General features: G+C 64.5%; 16 protein-coding genes. 5 read left to right on the top strand and 11 right to left on the bottom strand.

Annotated features, from left to right (window positions below):
• Positions 1 to 162: 162 nt before the first annotated feature.
• Positions 163 to 2022 (top strand): MobH family relaxase, encoded by a 1860-nt coding sequence (gene mobH / locus IRZ12_RS01265; protein WP_296463258.1) that lies wholly within the window; start codon positions 163 to 165, stop codon positions 2020 to 2022.
• A 665-nt stretch (positions 2023 to 2687) separates the two neighbouring features.
• Here the strand turns inward: mobH and IRZ12_RS17535 are convergent.
• Together IRZ12_RS17535 and IRZ12_RS01260 are read right to left on the bottom strand one after the other, a co-directional pair.
• Entirely contained in the window at positions 2688 to 2852 is a 165-nt protein-coding gene (locus tag IRZ12_RS17535; RefSeq protein ID WP_367181570.1) for a DUF72 domain-containing protein, read from the bottom strand.
• 182 nt (positions 2853 to 3034) lie between these two features.
• A complete protein-coding gene (locus tag IRZ12_RS01260; RefSeq protein WP_296463256.1) occupies positions 3035 to 3478 on the bottom strand; it encodes a MarR family transcriptional regulator in 444 nt (147 codons plus the stop codon).
• A 663-nt stretch (positions 3479 to 4141) separates the two neighbouring features.
• On the opposite strand from IRZ12_RS01260, the gene IRZ12_RS01255 reads away from it, so the two are divergent.
• The 4 genes from IRZ12_RS01255 to IRZ12_RS01240 are packed head-to-tail and all read left to right on the top strand — an operon-like array spanning position 4142 to position 8722.
• Positions 4142 to 6109 carry an FUSC family protein gene (locus IRZ12_RS01255; RefSeq protein WP_296463255.1) on the top strand — a complete coding sequence of 656 codons (1968 nt, stop codon included), beginning with the start codon at positions 4142 to 4144 and terminating at the stop codon, positions 6107 to 6109.
• Positions 6106 to 6321, top strand: a complete 216-nt coding sequence (locus IRZ12_RS01250) for a DUF1656 domain-containing protein (protein ID WP_296463252.1) — start codon at positions 6106 to 6108, stop codon at positions 6319 to 6321. Before IRZ12_RS01255 ends, IRZ12_RS01250 begins: the two co-directional genes overlap by 4 nt.
• A 29-nt stretch (positions 6322 to 6350) precedes the next feature.
• Positions 6351 to 7274: an HlyD family secretion protein gene (locus IRZ12_RS01245; protein ID WP_296463250.1), complete on the top strand. Its 924-nt coding sequence runs from the start codon at positions 6351 to 6353 to the stop codon at positions 7272 to 7274.
• Positions 7271 to 8722, top strand: a complete 1452-nt coding sequence (locus IRZ12_RS01240; protein WP_296463248.1) for an efflux transporter outer membrane subunit — start codon at positions 7271 to 7273, stop codon at positions 8720 to 8722. Before IRZ12_RS01245 ends, IRZ12_RS01240 begins: the two co-directional genes overlap by 4 nt.
• A 269-nt stretch (positions 8723 to 8991) precedes the next feature.
• Here IRZ12_RS01240 and IRZ12_RS01235 read toward each other — a convergent pair whose 3' ends face one another.
• The 9 genes from IRZ12_RS01235 to IRZ12_RS01195 form a co-directional block, all read right to left on the bottom strand.
• Positions 8992 to 9960: an IS5 family transposase gene (locus tag IRZ12_RS01235; protein WP_296463262.1), complete on the bottom strand. Its 969-nt coding sequence runs from the start codon at positions 9958 to 9960 to the stop codon at positions 8992 to 8994.
• 64 nt (positions 9961 to 10024) lie between these two features.
• A complete protein-coding gene (locus tag IRZ12_RS01230) occupies positions 10025 to 10837 on the bottom strand; it encodes an SDR family oxidoreductase (RefSeq protein ID WP_296463246.1) in 813 nt (270 codons plus the stop codon).
• Complete coding sequence (locus tag IRZ12_RS01225) at positions 10834 to 11934, bottom strand: alpha/beta hydrolase (protein ID WP_296463244.1); 1101 nt, start codon at positions 11932 to 11934, stop codon at positions 10834 to 10836. The genes IRZ12_RS01230 and IRZ12_RS01225 overlap by 4 nt, the downstream gene beginning before the upstream one ends.
• A gap of 66 nt (positions 11935 to 12000) precedes the next feature.
• Positions 12001 to 13092, bottom strand: coding sequence for an alpha/beta fold hydrolase (locus tag IRZ12_RS01220; RefSeq protein ID WP_296463242.1), 1092 nt, complete (start codon positions 13090 to 13092; stop codon positions 12001 to 12003).
• Between the two features lie 22 nt (positions 13093 to 13114).
• Positions 13115 to 13885 (bottom strand): carboxymuconolactone decarboxylase family protein, encoded by a 771-nt coding sequence (locus IRZ12_RS01215; protein ID WP_281915899.1) that lies wholly within the window; start codon positions 13883 to 13885, stop codon positions 13115 to 13117.
• Positions 13886 to 13893: 8 nt separating this feature from the next.
• Complete coding sequence (locus IRZ12_RS01210; protein WP_296463237.1) at positions 13894 to 15174, bottom strand: Bcr/CflA family multidrug efflux MFS transporter; 1281 nt, start codon at positions 15172 to 15174, stop codon at positions 13894 to 13896.
• Between the two features lie 13 nt (positions 15175 to 15187).
• Positions 15188 to 16243, bottom strand: coding sequence for an NAD(P)-dependent alcohol dehydrogenase (locus tag IRZ12_RS01205; protein ID WP_296463235.1), 1056 nt, complete (start codon positions 16241 to 16243; stop codon positions 15188 to 15190).
• 198 nt (positions 16244 to 16441) lie between these two features.
• On the bottom strand, positions 16442 to 17335 hold the full coding sequence (locus IRZ12_RS01200) for a LysR family transcriptional regulator (protein ID WP_296463233.1): 894 nt from the start codon (positions 17333 to 17335) through the stop codon (positions 16442 to 16444).
• A 3-nt stretch (positions 17336 to 17338) separates the two neighbouring features.
• On the bottom strand, positions 17339 to 18241 hold the full coding sequence (locus IRZ12_RS01195; RefSeq protein WP_296463231.1) for a LysR family transcriptional regulator: 903 nt from the start codon (positions 18239 to 18241) through the stop codon (positions 17339 to 17341).
• Positions 18242 to 18303: the final 62 nt, after the last annotated feature.

Here is an 18303-nt window from a genome sequence, read left to right as displayed (position 1 = left end):
TAGCTCCGTCTCGTGGGCTCGGAGTTGTGTATAAGACACACACCCAAAGGCTTCCAAAAGACCAAAGGGGCCGGCAAGGGGCAAGGGAACGGGGTCAAGGGGAAAGGCCCTACCCGAAAAGGCCAAAAGGCTCTCCGGCCAGCCCATCAAAAGGACTTCGCCATGCTCTCGCTGTTCCAGCGGAAAAAAACACCGCCCGCCACCAGTCCGCCACCGATGCCGGCCATTGATCCCCCGAAAGGGCTGCTGCGGCCGCAGTCCGCCACGGCGCTGCTGGCGACGCCGCGGCGGAAGAAGCTGCTGGAACACATCTGGCAGCGCACGTCGCTGTCGCGCAAGCAGTTCGCCGCGCTGTACCTGGCCCCGCTGGAACGCTACGCCGAGCTGGTCCAGCAGTTCCCTGCGTCGGAGAGCCACCACCATGCCTATCCAGGCGGCATGCTGGATCACGGCCTGGAGGTCGTCGCCTACGCCCTGAAACTGCGGCAGTCCTACCTGCTGCCCAGTGGCACCACGCCCGAAGACCAGGCCGCGCAGTCCGAAGCCTGGACCGCTGCCGCGGCCTACGCCGCGCTGCTGCACGACATCGGCAAGATCGCGGTCGACCTGCACGTCGAACTGGCCGACGGCCGCATCTGGCATCCGTGGCACGGCCCCTTGCAGCAGCGTTACCGCTTCCGCTATCGCCCGGAGCGCGAGTACCGCTTGCACAGCGCAGCGGCAGGACTGCTCTATACCCGCGTACTCGACCCGACCATCCTCGACTGGCTCAGCGGCTTCCCGCTGCTGTGGTCGGCATTGCTGTACGTGCTGGCAGGGCAATACGAGCATGGCGGCGTCCTGGGGGAACTGGTCATCCAGGCCGACCGGGCCTCGGTGGCCCACGCTTTGGGCGGGGACCCGGCGAAGGCGATGGCCGCGCCCAAGCACGCGCTGCAACGCAAGCTGCTCGAAGGCTTGCGCTACCTGTTGAAGGAAGAGCTGAAGTTGAACCAGCCCCAGGCATCGGACGGCTGGCTGACGCAGGATGCGCTGTGGCTGGTGAGCAAGACCGTCTCGGACAAGCTGCGCGCCCACCTGCTGTCGCAGGGGATCGACGGCATTCCGGCCAACAACAGCGCGATGTTCAACGTGCTGCAGGACCATGACCTGTTGCAGCCGACGCCAGCAGGCAAGGCGATCTGGCGTGCGACCGTGCGCAGCGCCACGGACTGGTCCCACTCATTCACGTTGCTGCGCCTGGCTCCTGCGTTGATCTGGGAAAGCGGCGAGCGGCCGGCGCCGTTTGCGGGCACGGTCACGATCGACACGACGCCGGACAATCAGGACGCCGAAAGCCCAGCTTCCTCGCCGGCGCCTGTAGCCGAAACCGGCGCAGACGCCCGTGTGCCCTCACCGGTGCATGGTGACGGCACCGCTGACCTCAACCCGCCGTCGAACCCGGCGCCCCCCGACGTCATGGCGGACCTGCTAACGATGGTGGTGCAAGTGCACGATTTGGACATCCGCCAGCCAGAAGCCCACACCGCCACCGACCGGGCGCCCATTGACGATGATGAATGGGCCACGCCGGCCGGCTCGACCGCGTCAACATCCTGCACGACGCAACCATCCGGCGAGCATTTTATGGCATGGCTGCAGCAGGGGATCGCCTCGCGCAAGCTCATCATCAACGACGCCAAGGCGCTCGTGCACACGGTTGCCGATACAGCCTACCTAGTCAGCCCGGGACTGTTTCAGCGCTACACTCAGGAACATCCGCATATCGCGACGCTGGCCAAGCGCGACGGGCTGGCTGATTGGCAGTGGGTGCAGAAGCGGTTCGAGAAACTGCAGTTGCATCGCAAGCAGACCAACGGTTTGAACATCTGGACCTGCACGGTAATGGGGCCGCGTAAGACGCGGCGCCTGCATGGCTACCTGCTGGATCAGCCTAATAGCGTTTTCGGGGAAGAAGTGCCGCCGAATAATCTCTATCTGTCGCTCACTGAGCCAGGCGCGCAGCAAGCGGGCAATCACTAAAACGAAAACTGACGCGCACCGCTTCCTCTCGGTTGGCAGCGCGCTGGGCTGGGAGGCTTACACCATCTCCTCTGCGAAGAATTAACACTGAATCCACCTGAAGCCTTCGATGGCTAGTTCACGTAAGACACATCGCGGCCTGGGACAGGCCCCACAGGCCGGTCCCAGTGATTCACGCTACTGCGCCTCGCTCAGGCGCCGAGCCAGCAGAAGGGCGGCCGCGACCGCCGTTCGGAGGGCGCGGTGACGATTGATGCGGCGCCTGCCGACAAGGACGAGCCAGCTCTGCCCTCCTTGCCTGCGACGGTCGCCGATCCGGACGCTCAGCGAGAAGCGCTTGGTGGCGTAGTGAGATTTTGGGGTGAGGGCCTGCCGGGGCACGAACAAGGACCTGTGAGGACATGCACGAAAGCAAGCGCACGGGCCACGCCGATCGAACCCATGCTGGTGCAGTAGAGGGAAGAGCGTAGCCGGCGTATGTCGCATGCCGGCCGACGTTTCGACTGGAGGCCGTGCCCGCACCGCCGGCGGCATGATGCGTCGCGCGCCAACATCCTTCATCTGGCCCCTACAAGCCCCGCGCCAGACCACATTCGTGCCACTGCAGCGACATCCATTCGGCCGTGCCACCGCCGAACCAGATGGCATTGCGCAACTAACAGCGATCAAGTGCCCGGCCATCTGGTTGCCGCAGATTCGACGTGTTCTCGCCACGGCTGTGCAGGTGAACGCTCTGTCCAAAACGCCGAGTTGGCCCGCTGTGTCATGGCAAAAAAGGATCTGTCCACCTTGACAGTCCTGAACTGGGCGGCGTAGTACCGCAATCGCAGTTCCGCAGCCTTGCGGATAGAAGCGACGGCGCTTAATCAACGAGGGGCGGTCCAACTACACGTGCCAACGAGCACGTTGGCTCGCAGGCCGAGCGGTTTGCGCATTTCGGCTGCTGGAGCCGGTTCCGATGAGCGGCCGGTCCGAAAGACGGGGTCCCGAAAGCCGCAACTCCCGCGGAAACTTAGCTCAGACGGTCGTAAATGTTCTTCTCGAAAGTTCGCAGCGTTCTGACTACCGTATCGATGTCCTCAGGCGGAATGCCCTCCAATAGCTGCTTGCGCAACTGCGCCAGCTGCCTTTCAACCCTTTTCGCCAATGCCTTTCCTGGTGCGAGCAGGTGCAGCGCTTTGATGCGTCGATTGTGCGGCACCTCTCGCCGCTCGCATAACCCTGCCTTTTCGGCCAGATCCAGCGTCCGCAACATAGATGCGGGATTGACGCCTGCGGCCTCGGCCAAGGCACTTTGTTGCGTGCCATCGCCCAAACGTGACAGCAGCACGACGGCGGTGGCGATAGGAAAGGAAAAGCCGTTTTCCGCCATTACCGCCGCGCAAGCTTGTATCCACGCACGCCTAACAGGCTGCAATGCATTGGTGAGCTCGAAGAGACGATTCGCTTGCTTCATATGGCCACTACGACTGAAATAATTGCCTTCCGAATTGTATGTACTTGCTCCCCTGCGTCAAGAACATTGCAAACTAGGTTAGCCGGCGCGGCGACAGATACCTGGTTGCGGAACGTCGTCGAGATCCGGACAAATCAGGTTCGGGGTCCGACTGCGCTGCTGCGCTGTGGGCTCGAGAGCGGTCAGTTCAAGCGATAGCGACATCCGCGGCCTCGGGCCAGGAGAAACCAGCTCGCGGTGATAGAAGGCAACAGGCGCTCTCAGGCAGGGTGCAGAAAGGCCCTTGAGTCACAGTCGTAGCACTCGCCCATAGCGATCCCTAGGTCCTGGACGCTATCGTTTGGGCGCCGGTTGGGCTTGCGGGATGCCCCCGGGATCTGGCTATAATCATTGCTTACCGAATCATTGCCTTCCAATCAATATTGCTCTATTGACGCTATCAGGTCATGCATGGCTTGAGTCGGCGCACCGGGCAAGGGTGACTCGTAAAGTATGAAAAGTATGAATTCCCCGCGGCACTGGTTCCCTGCCTTTCCGGGAGGATGTCCTATCCCGCTGGCCTCGCATGGGCGCTCCGATCACTGCGTGTTGCGAGTGTCGAGCGCCAGCGGGCATAGCTTCGGTGCCCAAGCAGCTTAAGGACATCTCCGGGAGAAAGCGCTGATGCCGTTCGGACGCGCCCAATGGCTGTTCGCCGCCAAGCTATTCGTGGCGGCAATGATGGCCTACGCGCTGTCGGTACACTTGGCGTTGCCACAAAGCTACTGGTCGGTCGTGACGTGCTGCGTGGTTATGAACCCGACCACCGGCGGCGTCCAATCCAAAGCGGTCTACCGATTCATCGGCACGTTATCGGCCGGGCTTTGCGCATTGATCCTGGCCGGCCTGTTCAATACCGCCCCGTTGTTGCTCATCGCCTTCGCGGGGTTTCTGGCATGCACGGCGTTCGCCTGGGCCGTGCTGGACCGTACACCTAGAGCCTATGGGTTCCAGCTGTACGGCGTGACGCTGCTCCTGGTGGCCGTGGCCAGCGTCGATCACCCGGAGTTGATGTTCGACACCGCAATCGCGCGCGTGCTGGAGATCGGCGTGGGCATCTTCTGTTGCTGGATCGTGGACAGCGCGATCGCGCCGCGCTCGCTGGGGCCGGCGCTGCACCAGCGGGTAGGGGTATGGCTGCCCCGCATGCACACCTGGATGGAGGACGTATTTCTGGGACGTTCCGCCATGGCCGCGACCGTGCATGACCAACAAAGGAGCATCGCCGATGTGACGTCGCTTTCGCTGTTGGTCAGCCAACTGCGCTATGACCCCATGGTCAGCCAGTGGGAAAGGGAGTGCGCGGTAGCCATTCAGCACCGGCTGCTGCGGCTGATGCCCATGTTCTCCTCGATCCAGGACCACGTCGACAGCCTGGAGCCAGAGCGCCGCGCGAGGGTGCAAGCTTGGCTGGCGCGGGCGTGGCGCCGACTGGAGGCGGGGAACCTTGGCTTGGCAGAGGATAGTTCCGACCGCTCGGTCGCAGGCGACGGCGACTGGCAGGCGCTGGTCGAGTCCAATCTGCGTGGCGTGGTCAAGGACGTCCTGCAATTATGGAACCAGACGCGCCGGCTGGGCCAGGCGTTGACGCAATCCCACCGCGTGGATCCCGCGCTCATAGAACAGGTGCGCGGCACCACGGAGTTTCCCTTGCAGCCCGACTTCTACATGGCCGGCAGGGTGTTCCTCGCCTCCGCGCTGGCCTACGGCGCGCTCGCTACGCTGTGGTGGACGACCGGCTGGGTCCAAGGACCCAACGCAACATTGCTGGGGATGGTGGCGATCGGCTTCTTCGGCCACCTCGACCAGGCCGGCAAGGCGATCGGCGAGTTCGGCAAGTTCTCGGTGCTCGCCATGCTGCTGGCGGCGGTGATCAGTTACGGACTGCTGCCGCTGGCGCAGGACTTTCCTTCCCTGGCCCTGGTGTTTGCGCTGGTGATACTGCCGCTGGGCGCTTGGGCGGCTGTCAACCCGCTGGCCGTACTGCTGCTTGGCATGGCGTTCAGCAACATCAACCTGCAGGCGCGCTATACCCCGTGGGATTTCGGCTTCTTTCTGGATTCGACCAGTGGGATCCTGCTGGGCATCCTGACCGGCTACTTCTGCCTGGTGACGATCCGCCACATGGGGCCGGCTCACCTGCGCGAGCGCTTCGTCAAATTGGAGAAGCGCGACATCGCCTCGCTGGCCCAGCGGGCCGACGCGCAGAGCTTGGGTCAGTACGTGAACCGGGCGCTGGACCGTGCTGCCGGTATGGCAATCCGCATGACCGCCGATGGCGGTAGCCAGGACCGCAGTTCGAGGATGTTGTTCTGGCTGCGCCTGGGCATCGCGGTCGGCACCATACGCCGCGCGCTGGCGGGCGTGGGTGGCCAGCGACGCAGACTGTGCGAGGACTTGCTGGGCCGGATTCGCGAGGAGTTGGCACGCGACGTGCTCGAAGCGGGGCCGGAACTGGCTCGCGTCGTCGACGCCTCATTGGCCGTTGCGGCGCGTCGCGCCGAATCATCCTCCGACGCACTGGTGCGCGGCCTCATCGGGCTCAAGCTGACGCTGTTTCCGCCCCAGCCAGAGAAGGAGATCCAGCCATGAGGGGCGAGCTGGACGTGGCCGGAGTGTTCTTCTCTCCGCTGATGCTGTGCCTGCTGATCGGTTTCTTTGGCCGCATGCTGGTCTCGCGCCTGCTGACGGCACTGAACCTGTACCGCTACATCTGGCATCGAACGCTGTTCGATCTTTCTGTTTTCTTCGTCTTGGTGGGGCTGGCCTTCGCGATCCTAGTCGCGAGCCCCCGATGGCCATGACGCCGCACGACAAGTGCTGATTCTTCTTTATGGCACTGGTTCCCCGTTCGACCGCACGACTGCTCAGGGTGGCGCTCACGCTCGTATTGGCCGCACTTGCACTGGTCGTGCTATGGCACATCTACGTTTATTACACCTACGCCCCTCAAACCCGCGACGGCAAGATCCGCGCAGACGTGGTTGCGCTGGCGGCCGATGTGTCGGGCCGTGTTGATGAGGTGCTGGTACACGACAACGAGCGCGTGCACAAAGGCCAAGTGCTGTTTACCATCGACCGGGTCCGCCTCGCCAACGCGGTCGCCGCGGCGGAAGCGGCTCTGGTCACCGCCCAGGCCCAGGACGAGGCAGCCCAACGAGAGTACCGCCGTTACCGCAGCCTTGACGGCGTGGTAGCGCCCCAGGAGCGCGACAACCGGATGACAGCCGCCAGGGAGGCGGCAGGGCGGCGTCAGCAGGCCGCAGCCGCGCTGGAGCGCGCGCGCATTGACCTCGAACGAGCGCAGGTCCGGGCGCCTGTCAATGGCATCGTCAGCAATTTTTCGCTGCGGCCCGGCGCCTACGCCATGGCCGGTCAGCCGGTCATGGCCCTGATAGACGAGGACAGCTACCACGTGGTCGGCTATTTCGAGGAAACCAAGCTCTCACGCATTCGGGTGGGCTCACGCGCCACCATCCTGATAATGGGCGAACCACGTGCCCTGTCCGGTCACGTCGAAAGCTTCTCGGCCGGCATCGAGGATCGCGAGCGCAGTATCGCCGCTGGGACGCTGCTGGCCAACGTCAATCCTACCTTCAGTTGGGTGCGCCTGGCGCAGCGCATCCCGGTGCGCATCGCCCTGGACGAGGTACCTGCTGGCGTACATCTGGTCGCTGGTCGCACCGCCACCGTGGTGCTGGACGAGGCGGACGCCGAGCGCGACGAGGCACCCGCGCAACAGGGCGCCGTACCATGAGCCGAACGACCACGGCCGGTCATCGGCGATCATTGCTGACGCTTCTGGCGGCAACGTGCGCGCTGCTTTCAGCCTGCGCGGCCGTGGGACCGGAGTACCGGCCGCCGCAACTGCCTGCCGAGTTGTCGCAACGTCTCCAGAAGGACTTTGACGCCTTCGATGCGCGTGTATACCAGGAGCAGGAACTACCATCGGATTGGTGGCGGCTCTATGCCGATCCCCAGCTCGACGCGCTGGTCTCCGAAGCGATCGCCCACAATACCGACCTGCGCGTGGCCGCCGCCAACATCGAGACTTCAGAGGCGGTGCTGCGTGCCACCCAGGCCCAGGCCGGCGTACAGACCCAGATCTATACCCCGCAGGGAGCACCGACCATCGCCTACGGGCAGTCCTCCAACAAGGGAGTCGAGCCGGCCGGTCAGGCGTATGGCCAGTACGACATCGCCTTCGGCATCTCCTACGAGATCGACGTTGCCGGCCGCATCCGCCGCACCCTGGAGATGAATACGGCGAACCTACAGGCTACCGCGGCCGCATTCGACTTGGCGCGTACCACCGTGGTGGCCCGAGTGGTGCGCGCCTATGGTGACATCTGCTCGCTGGGCGAACGTCTAGCCGTTGCGCGGCGTTCCGTAGAACTCCAGCAGCAGAGCCTGGCGCTATTGGCGCGCGGCGCGGCCGCCGGCCTTTACTCCCCGCTGGATCTGTCGCGTTCGCGCGCGCTACTGGCGCAGCTACGCGCCGCCGTCCCATCTCTGGAAGGGCAGCGCAAGTCCGCGCTGTACGCTTTGGCGGTGTTGCTCGGGCGCCGCCCGGAAGACTTTCCCCCGCCGCTGCAGGCCTGTACAGCCACGCCGCAGTTGCCACGGCCGATACCCGTCGGCGACGGCATGGCACTGCTCAGGCGCCGGCCCGACGTGCGCGCGGCCGAGCGCGAACTGGCGGCCGCGACCGCGAAGATTGGCGTGGAGACCGCTGCGCTGTACCCATCGGTCAGCTTCGGCGCCGGCCTGGGTACGACCGCGCGGATGGGAACCGACATATTGGGCGATGCGGCCGTTCACTACAGCCTGGGGCCGGTGATCTCCTGGACCCTGCCCAACCGCCAGCTCGCGCATGCGCGTATAGACGCTGCAGGCGCCCAGGAGCGCGCGGCGCTGGCGCGCTTCGACGCGCAGGTGCTCAAAGCGCTACAGGAAGCCGAAAGCGCGCTTGCGACCTATGCGCGGCACCTGGATAGCTATCGTGAACTGGAAGCCGCATGCGAGGAAAGCCGCAGGTCACTAGACATCATCAGGCGTCGCGAAATCGGCGGCGCGGCCTCGACCCTGGATCGGCTGGATGCCGAACGCACGCTGGCCGCGGCCGAAAGCGCACTGGCCGCAGCCAAGGCCCAGTTGGCGGACGACCGCGTGCAGATTTTCCTCGCCCTCGGTGGCGGATGGTAAGCGAAGCGGAAGAGGATCACGTGACAACCCTCCGAACCGGGTTTTCAAGCGTCGCCGTTGGAGGTCGCGTTGCTCAATGAGATAGAAAGATTGCAAGGATTGGTACTCTTTGCGGAGGTTGCCAAGGCGGGATCGTTCACTAAGGAAGGTCTGATCAAAGCGCTCTGATGCTTGGATTTCAGCGTCAAGGCGCCAAGTCGACCTCGATATGATCGATTTTGCGCCGTTTCTGACGCTTTTCGACGGGTTTCCCCGTCCAACAGACGGATTTACCCCGTCGGCAGCAACAGACGTCGCCGCGCCATCCACAGATTCGACAGCGCGAACAGCGTCAGCACCTGCGCCGTGTTCTTCGCCAAGCCGCGGTAGCGCACCTTGGTGTAACCGAACTGCCGCTTCACCACCCGGAACGGGTGCTCAACCTTCGCCCGCAGGCTGGCCTTGAAGTGCTCCCAGCGCTCGGCGTATTTGCGCTCGCGCATGTTCTTCAGCGCTCGCAACTTCGATGGCTTCTCCGCGATCCAGAACGCAGCCTCCACGCCTTGCAGCTCCTCGCGCTTGTCCGCGCCGGTGTAGCCGCTGTCGCCGCAGATCGTATCTTCCTTGCCGTGCAGCAGCTTGTGCACCTGTGTCACGTCATTGACGTTCGCCGCCGTGCACTCCACGTGATGCACCAGGCCCGATTCCTCGTCCACACCAATGTGCGCCTTCATCCCGAAGTGCCACTGGTTGCCCTTCTTCGTCTGGTGCATCTCCGGGTCGCGCTCGCCGTCCCTGTTCTTGGTCGAGCTCGGTGCCGCGATGATCGTCGCATCCACGATCGTGCCCGCCTTCAGGCTCCGGCCCTTGCGCGCCAGGTGCGCGTTCACGCGCTCCAGGAGCTGCGGCGCCAGATCATGCGTCTCCAGCAGCCGGCGGAAGTTGAGGATCGTGGTCTCGTCCGGGATGGTGTCCAGCCCGCTCAGGCGGGCAAAGCGGCGCATCACCGGCATCTCGTACAGCGCCTCTTCCATGCCCGGGTCGCTCAGCGCGTACCACTGCTGCAGGAAGTGGATGCGCAGCATCGTCGCCAGCGGGTACGGTTGCCGGCCACGCTGGCCCATCTTCGGGTAGTGCGGTGCGATCAGCGCCAGCAATGCGTTCCACGGCACAACCTGCTCCATCTCCGCCAGGAAGATCTCGCGTCGCGTCTTCTTCCGCTTGCCCGTGTGTTCCGCGTCCCCGAAGCTCAGCTGCATCGTCGTCATCCGTCGAACCTTGCGCTATTGTCGCCGAGGAATTGTTCAGAGCATCCCTAGCGCATCACATGCCGGGTCCGACCAGGCCGGCGAGTTGGGCGGCCAAGTCATCCTTGATCCAGCCGGGCTCGTCGGCCAATGGCATGTTGCTCTTGTCGAGCACGGCATCCAGCGATCCGGGGGAATCGGCTTGCGTGGAGGCAAACAACGCCTCGAAGTCCTGCGTCGGTGGCCCTTGTTCGGCGACAAGCTCGACCGTTCTGCACTCGGCGGCGGCCGTCGACAGGCTGCGCACCAGGATCTCGGCGATCTGCTGTCGCGCCACCACGCCATCGCTGGGATCACTGGCCCTGCGGGTGTCTCCCTGCAACAGCACCAAGCGATGCTGGTCGGCTTCGTTGTAGTCGAACCAGCCGGGCCGCACGATCGTGTAGCGACATCCGCTGGCGCGCACCAGGCGTTCAGAGCGCCGCTTCCAGTCGTGTCCTTCTAGCACGCCCAGTCGCGCATCAACGCGCTTGGTCACGCCGATGGCGGTCATCAGCGCAATGCGTGGCTTGGACTGGCCCAGGGCGGCGAGAACATTGCGCACGCCGCCATAGTCGACCTCCTTGGCATTGCGTGCGCCCAGCGTGAACACGATGGCATCGACGCCCTTGACCGCGACCTGCACCGAGCTGGCCTGGGTGACTTCGCCGACGACCAGTTCCGCTTGCGGCGGCAGTACGCGACGGGCCTTCGCCGCATCGCGGACCAGCGCTCGCACCTGGTAACCCTGTCGGATGGCTTCGGCCACCACCAGGCGACCAATGCTGCCGGTCGCGCCGACGGCGAGCACCGTGGCCGGCGGGCGGACCACGGCGGCATGAGGAATCACAGCGTTCTCGCGTAGAACGGGGTCAGCTTGCCCAGCACGGCTTCCACGTACTCGGGAACCCAGTAGGTCTGGATGTGCGTGGCGCCCTCGATGAGGAAGAGCTCCTTGTCCTTCGTGCCGGTGGCCTTGGAGAAGGCATCCTCGGTCATGTACAGGGTGTCGGCCTTGCTGCCGGCCATCATCAGCAGCGGCACATCGATCAGCTCGATCTGATCGGTGGCATCCCAGCGCATCAGGTCCAGCAGGCTGCTCATGGTGTACTTGAAGGTCGAGCCCGGGTGCGCGTGGGTCCGCCAGTAGTAGTGGTAGCCCTCCCGGTACAGGTCGAACGGCAGCGCGTCGATCTGCGCATCCGTCAGGTTGGCATCGCCGGCATAGAGGACTTCGCCTCCCGCCTTTTCCTGGGCACGGGCGGCCGACGCCTGTTGCAGGCGCTGCTGGATCGTGTCCAACTGCGAGTCCTTGAAACCGTTGCGGCGGACACGCCCCGAGTTGAACATGCTCAATGTCGCAAGCGCCTTGAAGCGCTTGTCAGTCTTGGCAGCCGCCAGCGCGTAGCCGCCACCGCCGCAGATCCCCAGCAGCCCCAGGCGTGCGGCATCGACGCCGGGATAGCCGGTGATGAAGTCCGCCGCACCGTGGATGTCCTCGATGCGGAACTGGGGCTTGTCCACGCTGCGCGGCTCGCCGCCGCTGCCTCCCTGATAGGCGGCATCCATCGCAATGGTGATGTAGCCCCGTTCGGCCAGATGCTGGGCATAGAGGCCCGCCGTCTGCTCCTTCACCCCACCGTTGGGGTGCGCGATGACGACCGCCGCATACTTCTTGCTCGGGTCGTAGTTGGCCGGCGTGTAGACGTTGGCCACGATATTCAGACCGTTGAGGTCGTAGTTGACCGGGTGGATGTTTACCTTGCCCGGCTCGTTCTTGGTGATCGCGCCGTCGTACACCAGGGTGAACGGGTTCTTCCGGTAGTCGGCTGCGTATGCGGTAGTGGTAGTGGTCATGGCTGGAACTCCAATTAGTGCCGCGGGAATGGCGAGCGCGGCGGCGCCGAGGAACTCGCGTCGTTTTTCGTTGATCTCTTCATTGCTCATAGCTAACTCCTGTTTTCTCTTGTCGAGGGTCGTGCCCGCGCGCCGCGGCGCGTCTGCGCAGGCAGGTCAATCCAGCTTCTTCTCCGCAAGGAACCGCGAAACCTGATCCGCGATCTGGACGTTGTTCAGGTCGGACATGGGGAAGTGCGTGTTGCCTTTGATGCCGATCTCAGGCAGATGCACCACGGTCACGTCGCCGCCATGCCGGTTGACCGTATCCCGCCACAGCCGGGCCATCTTCAACCGCGCCCGCCAACTGTCCTGGGCCGGCAGATCGACCGGCTGGTCGGGGATGTTGTCGCCGTAGAAGATCAGGATCGGAATCCGCGTCAGGGCCATGAACTGCGCCAGGGGGACGGTCGCACCCTGCACGGTGTCGAAGGCGCTCGGGATCGGCTCCGGCGCCTCGCCTTCCGGGAAGACGAAGCTGCTGCCCGGCTCGAACGAGACGACGGCCTTCACCTTGTCGTTCTTGATGACGGTCAGCCAGCCCGGTCCGCCGCCCTGCGAGTGGGTGAACAGGATGCCGGGGCCGATCCGGTCGAACACCGCCGAGACGCCATCGGACACCACGTTCATGTCGAACGGCCCGGTGTTCGGCGTCATCGCGCGGAAGAACTGGTTGAGCGTTTCCGGGTCGCGGGCGAACTGCACGCCGTCGAAGTAGTTCGGCCACAGGCCGATGCGGAACTGGTTGAACCAGAGTTGCTCGTCCGGCGTTGGCTTGAGCGTCGCTTCGACCATGCTGCGGCCGGCGTCGCCGCGGCGTGGCTGGTCGATCAGGTACACGCCGAAGCGGCGGCGCAGGAAGATGTTCTGGAAACCCTCGCGGCCATCGGCCGTGGTCTCCCAGGTCTTGGAGAACTGCCCGGCGCCATGCCACATGACGATCGGCAGCTTCCGCGCGTTCACCGGGATTTGGTAGAAGGCGTAGGCGTGGTCGCCGTGGTAGGTCTGGCCGGCCGGCTCCATCGGCTTGCGCGGGTCGAAGGTGCCCGGTGCGGTGGCGACCTTGCCGCCGGCGGCGAAGCTGCCTTGTTCCTGGATCACCAGAGGGGCCGGCTTGCCGGTCTCGGTCGCCAGGGCCACCGTTCCGGTGGCAAGCGCGACAATGCCGGCCACGGCGGACAGGAATCGCGTCAAGATTCTCGATTGCATGCGGGCGCTCCTCGTCATGGGGTCATTTCCTCTCCGCAAACACGGATTGCAGAACCGGCAGGGCCGACATGGCACGCGGCCATCCGGCATAGAAAGCCAGATGGGTGACGGCTTCGGCGGCCTGTGTCTGGGTCAGGCCGTTGTCCATGGCCCGATTCAGATGGTAGGGAACCTGGTCGAGCTGGCCGCGTGCGATCAGCGCTGCCACCGTTACCAGGCTGCGGTCGCGCGGCGCCAGGTCCGGCCGTCGCCACAGGTCGGCGAACAGCACCTCGTCGGTGTATCGCGCCAGTTGCGGCGCAGTCGGCGCGACGTTTTCCTTGACCGTCGACGCGCGCTTGGCCTCGGCGGCCGCGTCGACCGGCAGTAGCGCCTCCGAGGCGGCACGGTACTGCTCGGGATCGATCCCGCGCTTCACGAAGACCTCGCGCGCGACGCCGACTGCGCTCATCGCGTTCGGCCAGCCGGTGTAGAAGGCCAGCTGGGTGATGAGCCCGATGATCTCGCTCGGCTTCACGCCATGATCCAGCGCCAGGTTGATGTGCGAGGTCATCTGGGCGCTCTGGCCGTTCGCCAGCAGCGAGGACAGCGTGACCAGGCTGCGGTCGCGCGGCGCGAGTTCCTTGCGCTTCCACACGTCGCCGAACAGCACGTCCTGCGTGTAGGCGAACAGTTGCGGCGCGGTTTCCCGAGCCTGCCGCGCGGCCGGGGTGTCCGGCACCGAACTCTGCGCACTCGCCTGGAAGGAGGAGGCAAACAACAACGCGGGGATCAATGAGGAAAAGCGTTTCATGGTCTTCGTCACTCCTGTCGGCGCCTGCGAATGCGGGTGGAAATCAAGGAAGTCGCCAGGCTGCCGAGGCCAGTCAGGCCCATGATCCAGGCCATCGTCCACGGCGTTCCGTCCGAGAACCATCCCAGCATCGCCGCGGTGAGAATACCGCTGCCGTAGTGCATCGCCCCGAGCAGCGAGGACGCCGAACCGGCCTTGTGCGGGAACGCGGACAGCGCCCCGGCGACCGAATTGGCCACGATGAGTCCGTTCATCGACATGTAGAGGAAGATCGGGATCACCAGGCCGGGCAAGCCGCCCCAGCCGAATCGTGCATTGATCGCCAGGACAACCCCTGTCACTGCAAGAATCCGGGTTCCGATGTGGAACAGGCGCTCGCTTCCGAAGTGCGTCAGCAAGCGGCGGTTGACGAGGTTGGCGACCATCATGCCGAGGATGTTCAGGCCGAACAGCCAGCCATAGGCCTGCGGCGAGACGTGGTAGTACTCGATGTAGACGAAGGGCGTGCCGACGATGAAGGCATAGGCCCCCGCGTAGAAGAAGCCGCCGGAGAGCGCATAGCCCATCAACCGCACATCCCCCAACAGTTCCCAATAGCTGGCGAACGTATGCCGCAACGGCATGGCCGAGCGGCGCGAAGGCGGCAGGCTTTCCGGCAGCGCCAGCAGCGAGGCCAGGGTCAATACGCCGACGCCGGCCAGCGTCCAGAAGATTCCCTGCCAGGACCAGAACGCGAGGATCTGCCCGCCGAGCAGCGGCCCGACCAGGGGCGCAACGCCCATGATCAGGATCAGCGTCGACAACATCCGGGCCGACTGTTCGCGGCCATAGAGATCACGCACCATGGCCCGCGAGAGCACCGGCCCCACACAGGCCCCCAGCGCCTGCACGACGCGCCAGGCCATCATCTGCATGACCGTGGCCGACAGGGCGCAGCCCGCGGAGCCGATGGTGAACAGCACCAGGCCCACGGCGATGGGGAGACGCCGCCCGTAGCGGTCGCTGATCGGTCCCCACAGCAACTGGCCCAGACTGAAACCGACCAGGAACGCGGAGAAGGTCAGTTCGATACTGGCCTCGCTCGTGTGCAGGGCGCGGCCGATCGTCGGCAGCGCCGGCAAGTACATGTCCGTGGAGACGGACGCGAACGACATCAGCGCACTGAGGATGAGTAGCAGGCGCAATTCGTTGCCGCGCCCAATCACGGTATCGCCCGCGCCCGCATGGTCGGGAGCGGAAGCGCTGACCGGAGGAGACCGGCGGGACGTCATTGCGGCGGAGGTACCCATGGGCACTCGAAGATCAAGCCTCTTCCGGGGACAACGAGGCCATGTCGATCACGAAGCGATAGCGCACATCCGCCTTTTCCATGCGCTCGAAGGCCTCGTTGATCTGATCCATGCGGATCATTTCGCAGTCCGGCAGGATGTTCTTCTTGGCGCAGAAGTCGAGCAGTTCCTGGGTCTCGCGGATGCCGCCGATCGGCGAGCCGGCGACCCGGCGGCGACCGAGCAGTAGCGGCACGGTGCTGGCTTCGTCCATCGGGCCGACCTGGCCGACGATGACCAGAGTGCCATCCACGTCGAGCAGCGGCAGGTAGGGATCGAGGCCGTGCTTGACCGGAACCGTGTCGATGATCAGGTCGAAGCCACTGGCGGCCTTGCCCATCGCTTCGGGATCGGAGGACAGGAGCAGGCGGTCGGCGCCCAGCGCCAGCGCATCGGCTTCCTTGTTGGAACTGCGGCTGAGCACGGTCACGTCGGCGCCAAGGCCCACGGCCAGCTTGACCGCCATGTGGCCCAGGCCGCCCAAGCCGATCACGCCGACCCGGCTACCGGGGCCGACGCCCCAGGTGCGTAGCGGGGAGTAGGTGGTAATGCCGGCGCACAGCAGTGGCGCGGCCTTGGACAGATCCAGTCCCTCGGGCATGCGCAGGCAGAACGCCTCGCGCACGACAATGTGCTTGGAGTAGCCGCCTTGGGTCGGTTCGCCGGTGATGCGATCGTGCCCCCCGTAGGTCTGGACGTTACCCTCGCGGCACAACTGTTCTTCTCCCTTTTGGCACTGGTCGCACTCCTGGCAGGAATCGACCATGCAACCGACCGCCACATGGTCGCCCGCCCTGTAGCGAGTGACCTCCGAACCGACCTCGATCACCCGGCCGACGATCTCGTGGCCTGGCACGATCGGGTAGTAGCTCCAGCCCCAGTCGTTGCGCGCGGTGTGCAGGTCGGAGTGGCACACGCCGCAGTAAAGAATCTCCAGAGCTACATCGTCGGGCCGCAGCTCGCGACGCTCGAACGTGTAGGGAGCCAACGGGGAATCGGGGCCGTATGCCGCATAACCAAACGTATTCATCTGAACTCCTGCGCATCTAGAGGAATGACATGCTACGGAGGTAATGGACTTTGATTAAGTCCACTAATCCGCATGGACTTTTGAGCCAGATTTATCAATCAGCCATGTGACTGATCGCGGCTCGTTGTCTTTGGCAGGAGGAGGTATCGGGATTGGACCGGAATATCTCGACCCACCATTCATTTGCCGGGTTGCGCCTCAATCCCGGTGTCGCAGCGCCTCGATGATGACGCCCATCGCCCGTGAGGATTGCCGCCGGCTTGGATAGTAGAGATGGTATCCCGGATAGGGATCGCACCAGTCGTCCAGCACCCGGACCAGCCGCCCAGCGTCGATGTGCTCCAGCACCATGTCCTCGGGAACGAAGGCCAGTCCGTAGTCGGCCAGCGCGGCCTTGACGATGGAGGAGCTGTTGTTGAACGTCCATTGCCCATCGACACGGAGCTTGACCTCCTGCTTACCCTTGGCGAAGTCCCAAGGCAACAACCGGCCATGCGTGGGAAGTCGAAGGTTGATGCAGTTGTGCTCGGTCAGGTCCTGCGGTGTCACAGGCACCGGCCGCGTGGCGAAGTATCCAGGAGAGCCGACGACGGCAATGCGCAAGTCCGGGCCGATACGTACCGCGATCATGTCCTTGGCCACCTGGTTGCCCAGGCGGACGCCGGCATCGTAGCGCTGGGAAACGATATCCGACAGCGCGTAGTCGACGGAAACCTCGACGTTGATGTCGGGATATTCGTGGAGAACCTTGGACAGCTTGGGCCACAGCACGCTGTTGGCGGCATGCTCGGCCGAGGTGATACGGATCGTTCCGGCCGGCTTGTCGCGCAGTTCCTCCACCGCCGCCAATTCGGCATCGATCTCCTCGAAACGCGGCGCCACGTTGACAAACAGGCGCTCGCCTTCCTCGGTAGTGGAAAGGCGGCGCGTAGTGTGCGTCAGCAGTCGCACGCCCAACCGGGCCTCCAGCCTCCGAACGGCATGGCTCAACGCGGAGGGTGTCACGCCGAGCAATGCCGCCGCACGGGTAAAGCTGCCTTCGCGCACGACATGGATGAAGGAAAGGATGTCGTTGAACGACTCACGGGCCATGCTTTATTTCCTCTTGGCCGGATGGCGCAACGCTTCGATCAGCACAGCCATCGCACGGGAGGGATGCCGGCGGCTCGGATAGTAGAGGTGGTAGCCGGGGAAAGCCGGAGACCAGTCCTCCAGCACCCGTTCAAGCCGACCCTTGGCGATGTAAGGCTGCGCCATGTCCTCCGGCAAATAGCCGAGGCCGAAGCCAGCCAGGGCTGCTTGCAGGATCGGTCGCGTCCCGTTGAAGACCAAGCGCCCTTCGACCCGTACATTGACCTGCTGCTTGCCTTTCTTGAGTTCCCAGGCGTAAAGATCGCCGTGGCTCATCAAGCGCAGGTTGATGCACGTATGCTCGGCCAGATCCTGTGGTTTCCTGGGTGCGGGATGTTTGGCCAAATAGGCTGGCGAGCCGACGATCGCCACCCGCATGTCGGGGCTGATACGCACGGCCGTCATGTCCCGGGGCAGTTCGTCACCCAGGCGGATACCCATGTCGTACCGCTCCGCCACGATATCGACGAGTCGGGACTCGACCGTCACCTCGACGTTGATCAGGGGATACTGCGGAAGCAGCTTGGCAAGCCGGGGCCAGAGAACGGCCTCGGCCGCGTGCTCCGACGCGGTGACCCGTATGGTGCCCGCCGGCTTGTCCCGCAGCTCCCCCACGGCCATCAGCTCGGCCTCGATCTCCTCGAAGCGCGGGGCGACGTTCAGCAGCAGCCGCTCGCCCGCTTCTGTCGGTGAGACGCTGCGCGTGGTCCGGGTCAACAGCCGCACCCCCATCCGCGCCTCCATCGTGCGGATGGTGTAGCTCAATGCCGCCTGGGACACGCCGAGCCGCGCCGCCGCCCGCGTGAAGCTGCGTTCTCGCGCCACGGCGATGAAGGCCAGCAAGTCGTTGTAGCTTCCTCTCGGCATTAATAAAAGCACCTCACAAGTGTTATCCAATTATAACGCTTAGTCGCTTCTGGAGGCGATGA

Origin of the sequence: Pigmentiphaga sp. (genome assembly GCF_019689535.1) — a bacterium.
Lineage (GTDB): Bacteria > Pseudomonadota > Gammaproteobacteria > Burkholderiales > Burkholderiaceae_B > Pigmentiphaga.
Note: the sequence above shows the minus strand (reverse complement) of the source record. Positions and strands in the feature narration are given on the sequence as shown.

Bases quoted from the DNA above. Each gene is read 5' to 3' on its own strand.
- mobH (WP_296463258.1), top strand. From the start codon at position 163: ATGCTCTCGCTGTTCCAGCGGAAAAAAACACCGCCCGCCACCAGTCCG.
- IRZ12_RS01260 (WP_296463256.1), bottom strand. From the start codon at position 3,478: ATGAAGCAAGCGAATCGTCTCTTCGAGCTCACCAATGCATTGCAGCCT.
- IRZ12_RS01255 (WP_296463255.1), top strand. From the start codon at position 4,142: ATGCCGTTCGGACGCGCCCAATGGCTGTTCGCCGCCAAGCTATTCGTG.
- IRZ12_RS01250 (WP_296463252.1), top strand. From the start codon at position 6,106: ATGAGGGGCGAGCTGGACGTGGCCGGAGTGTTCTTCTCTCCGCTGATG.
- IRZ12_RS01245 (WP_296463250.1), top strand. From the start codon at position 6,351: ATGGCACTGGTTCCCCGTTCGACCGCACGACTGCTCAGGGTGGCGCTC.
- IRZ12_RS01240 (WP_296463248.1), top strand. From the start codon at position 7,271: ATGAGCCGAACGACCACGGCCGGTCATCGGCGATCATTGCTGACGCTT.
- IRZ12_RS01235 (WP_296463262.1), bottom strand. From the start codon at position 9,960: ATGCAGCTGAGCTTCGGGGACGCGGAACACACGGGCAAGCGGAAGAAG.
- IRZ12_RS01225 (WP_296463244.1), bottom strand. From the start codon at position 11,934: ATGAGCAATGAAGAGATCAACGAAAAACGACGCGAGTTCCTCGGCGCC.
- IRZ12_RS01220 (WP_296463242.1), bottom strand. From the start codon at position 13,092: ATGCAATCGAGAATCTTGACGCGATTCCTGTCCGCCGTGGCCGGCATT.
- IRZ12_RS01215 (WP_281915899.1), bottom strand. From the start codon at position 13,885: ATGAAACGCTTTTCCTCATTGATCCCCGCGTTGTTGTTTGCCTCCTCC.
- IRZ12_RS01210 (WP_296463237.1), bottom strand. From the start codon at position 15,174: ATGGGTACCTCCGCCGCAATGACGTCCCGCCGGTCTCCTCCGGTCAGC.
- IRZ12_RS01205 (WP_296463235.1), bottom strand. From the start codon at position 16,243: ATGAATACGTTTGGTTATGCGGCATACGGCCCCGATTCCCCGTTGGCT.
- IRZ12_RS01200 (WP_296463233.1), bottom strand. From the start codon at position 17,335: ATGGCCCGTGAGTCGTTCAACGACATCCTTTCCTTCATCCATGTCGTG.
- IRZ12_RS01195 (WP_296463231.1), bottom strand. From the start codon at position 18,241: ATGCCGAGAGGAAGCTACAACGACTTGCTGGCCTTCATCGCCGTGGCG.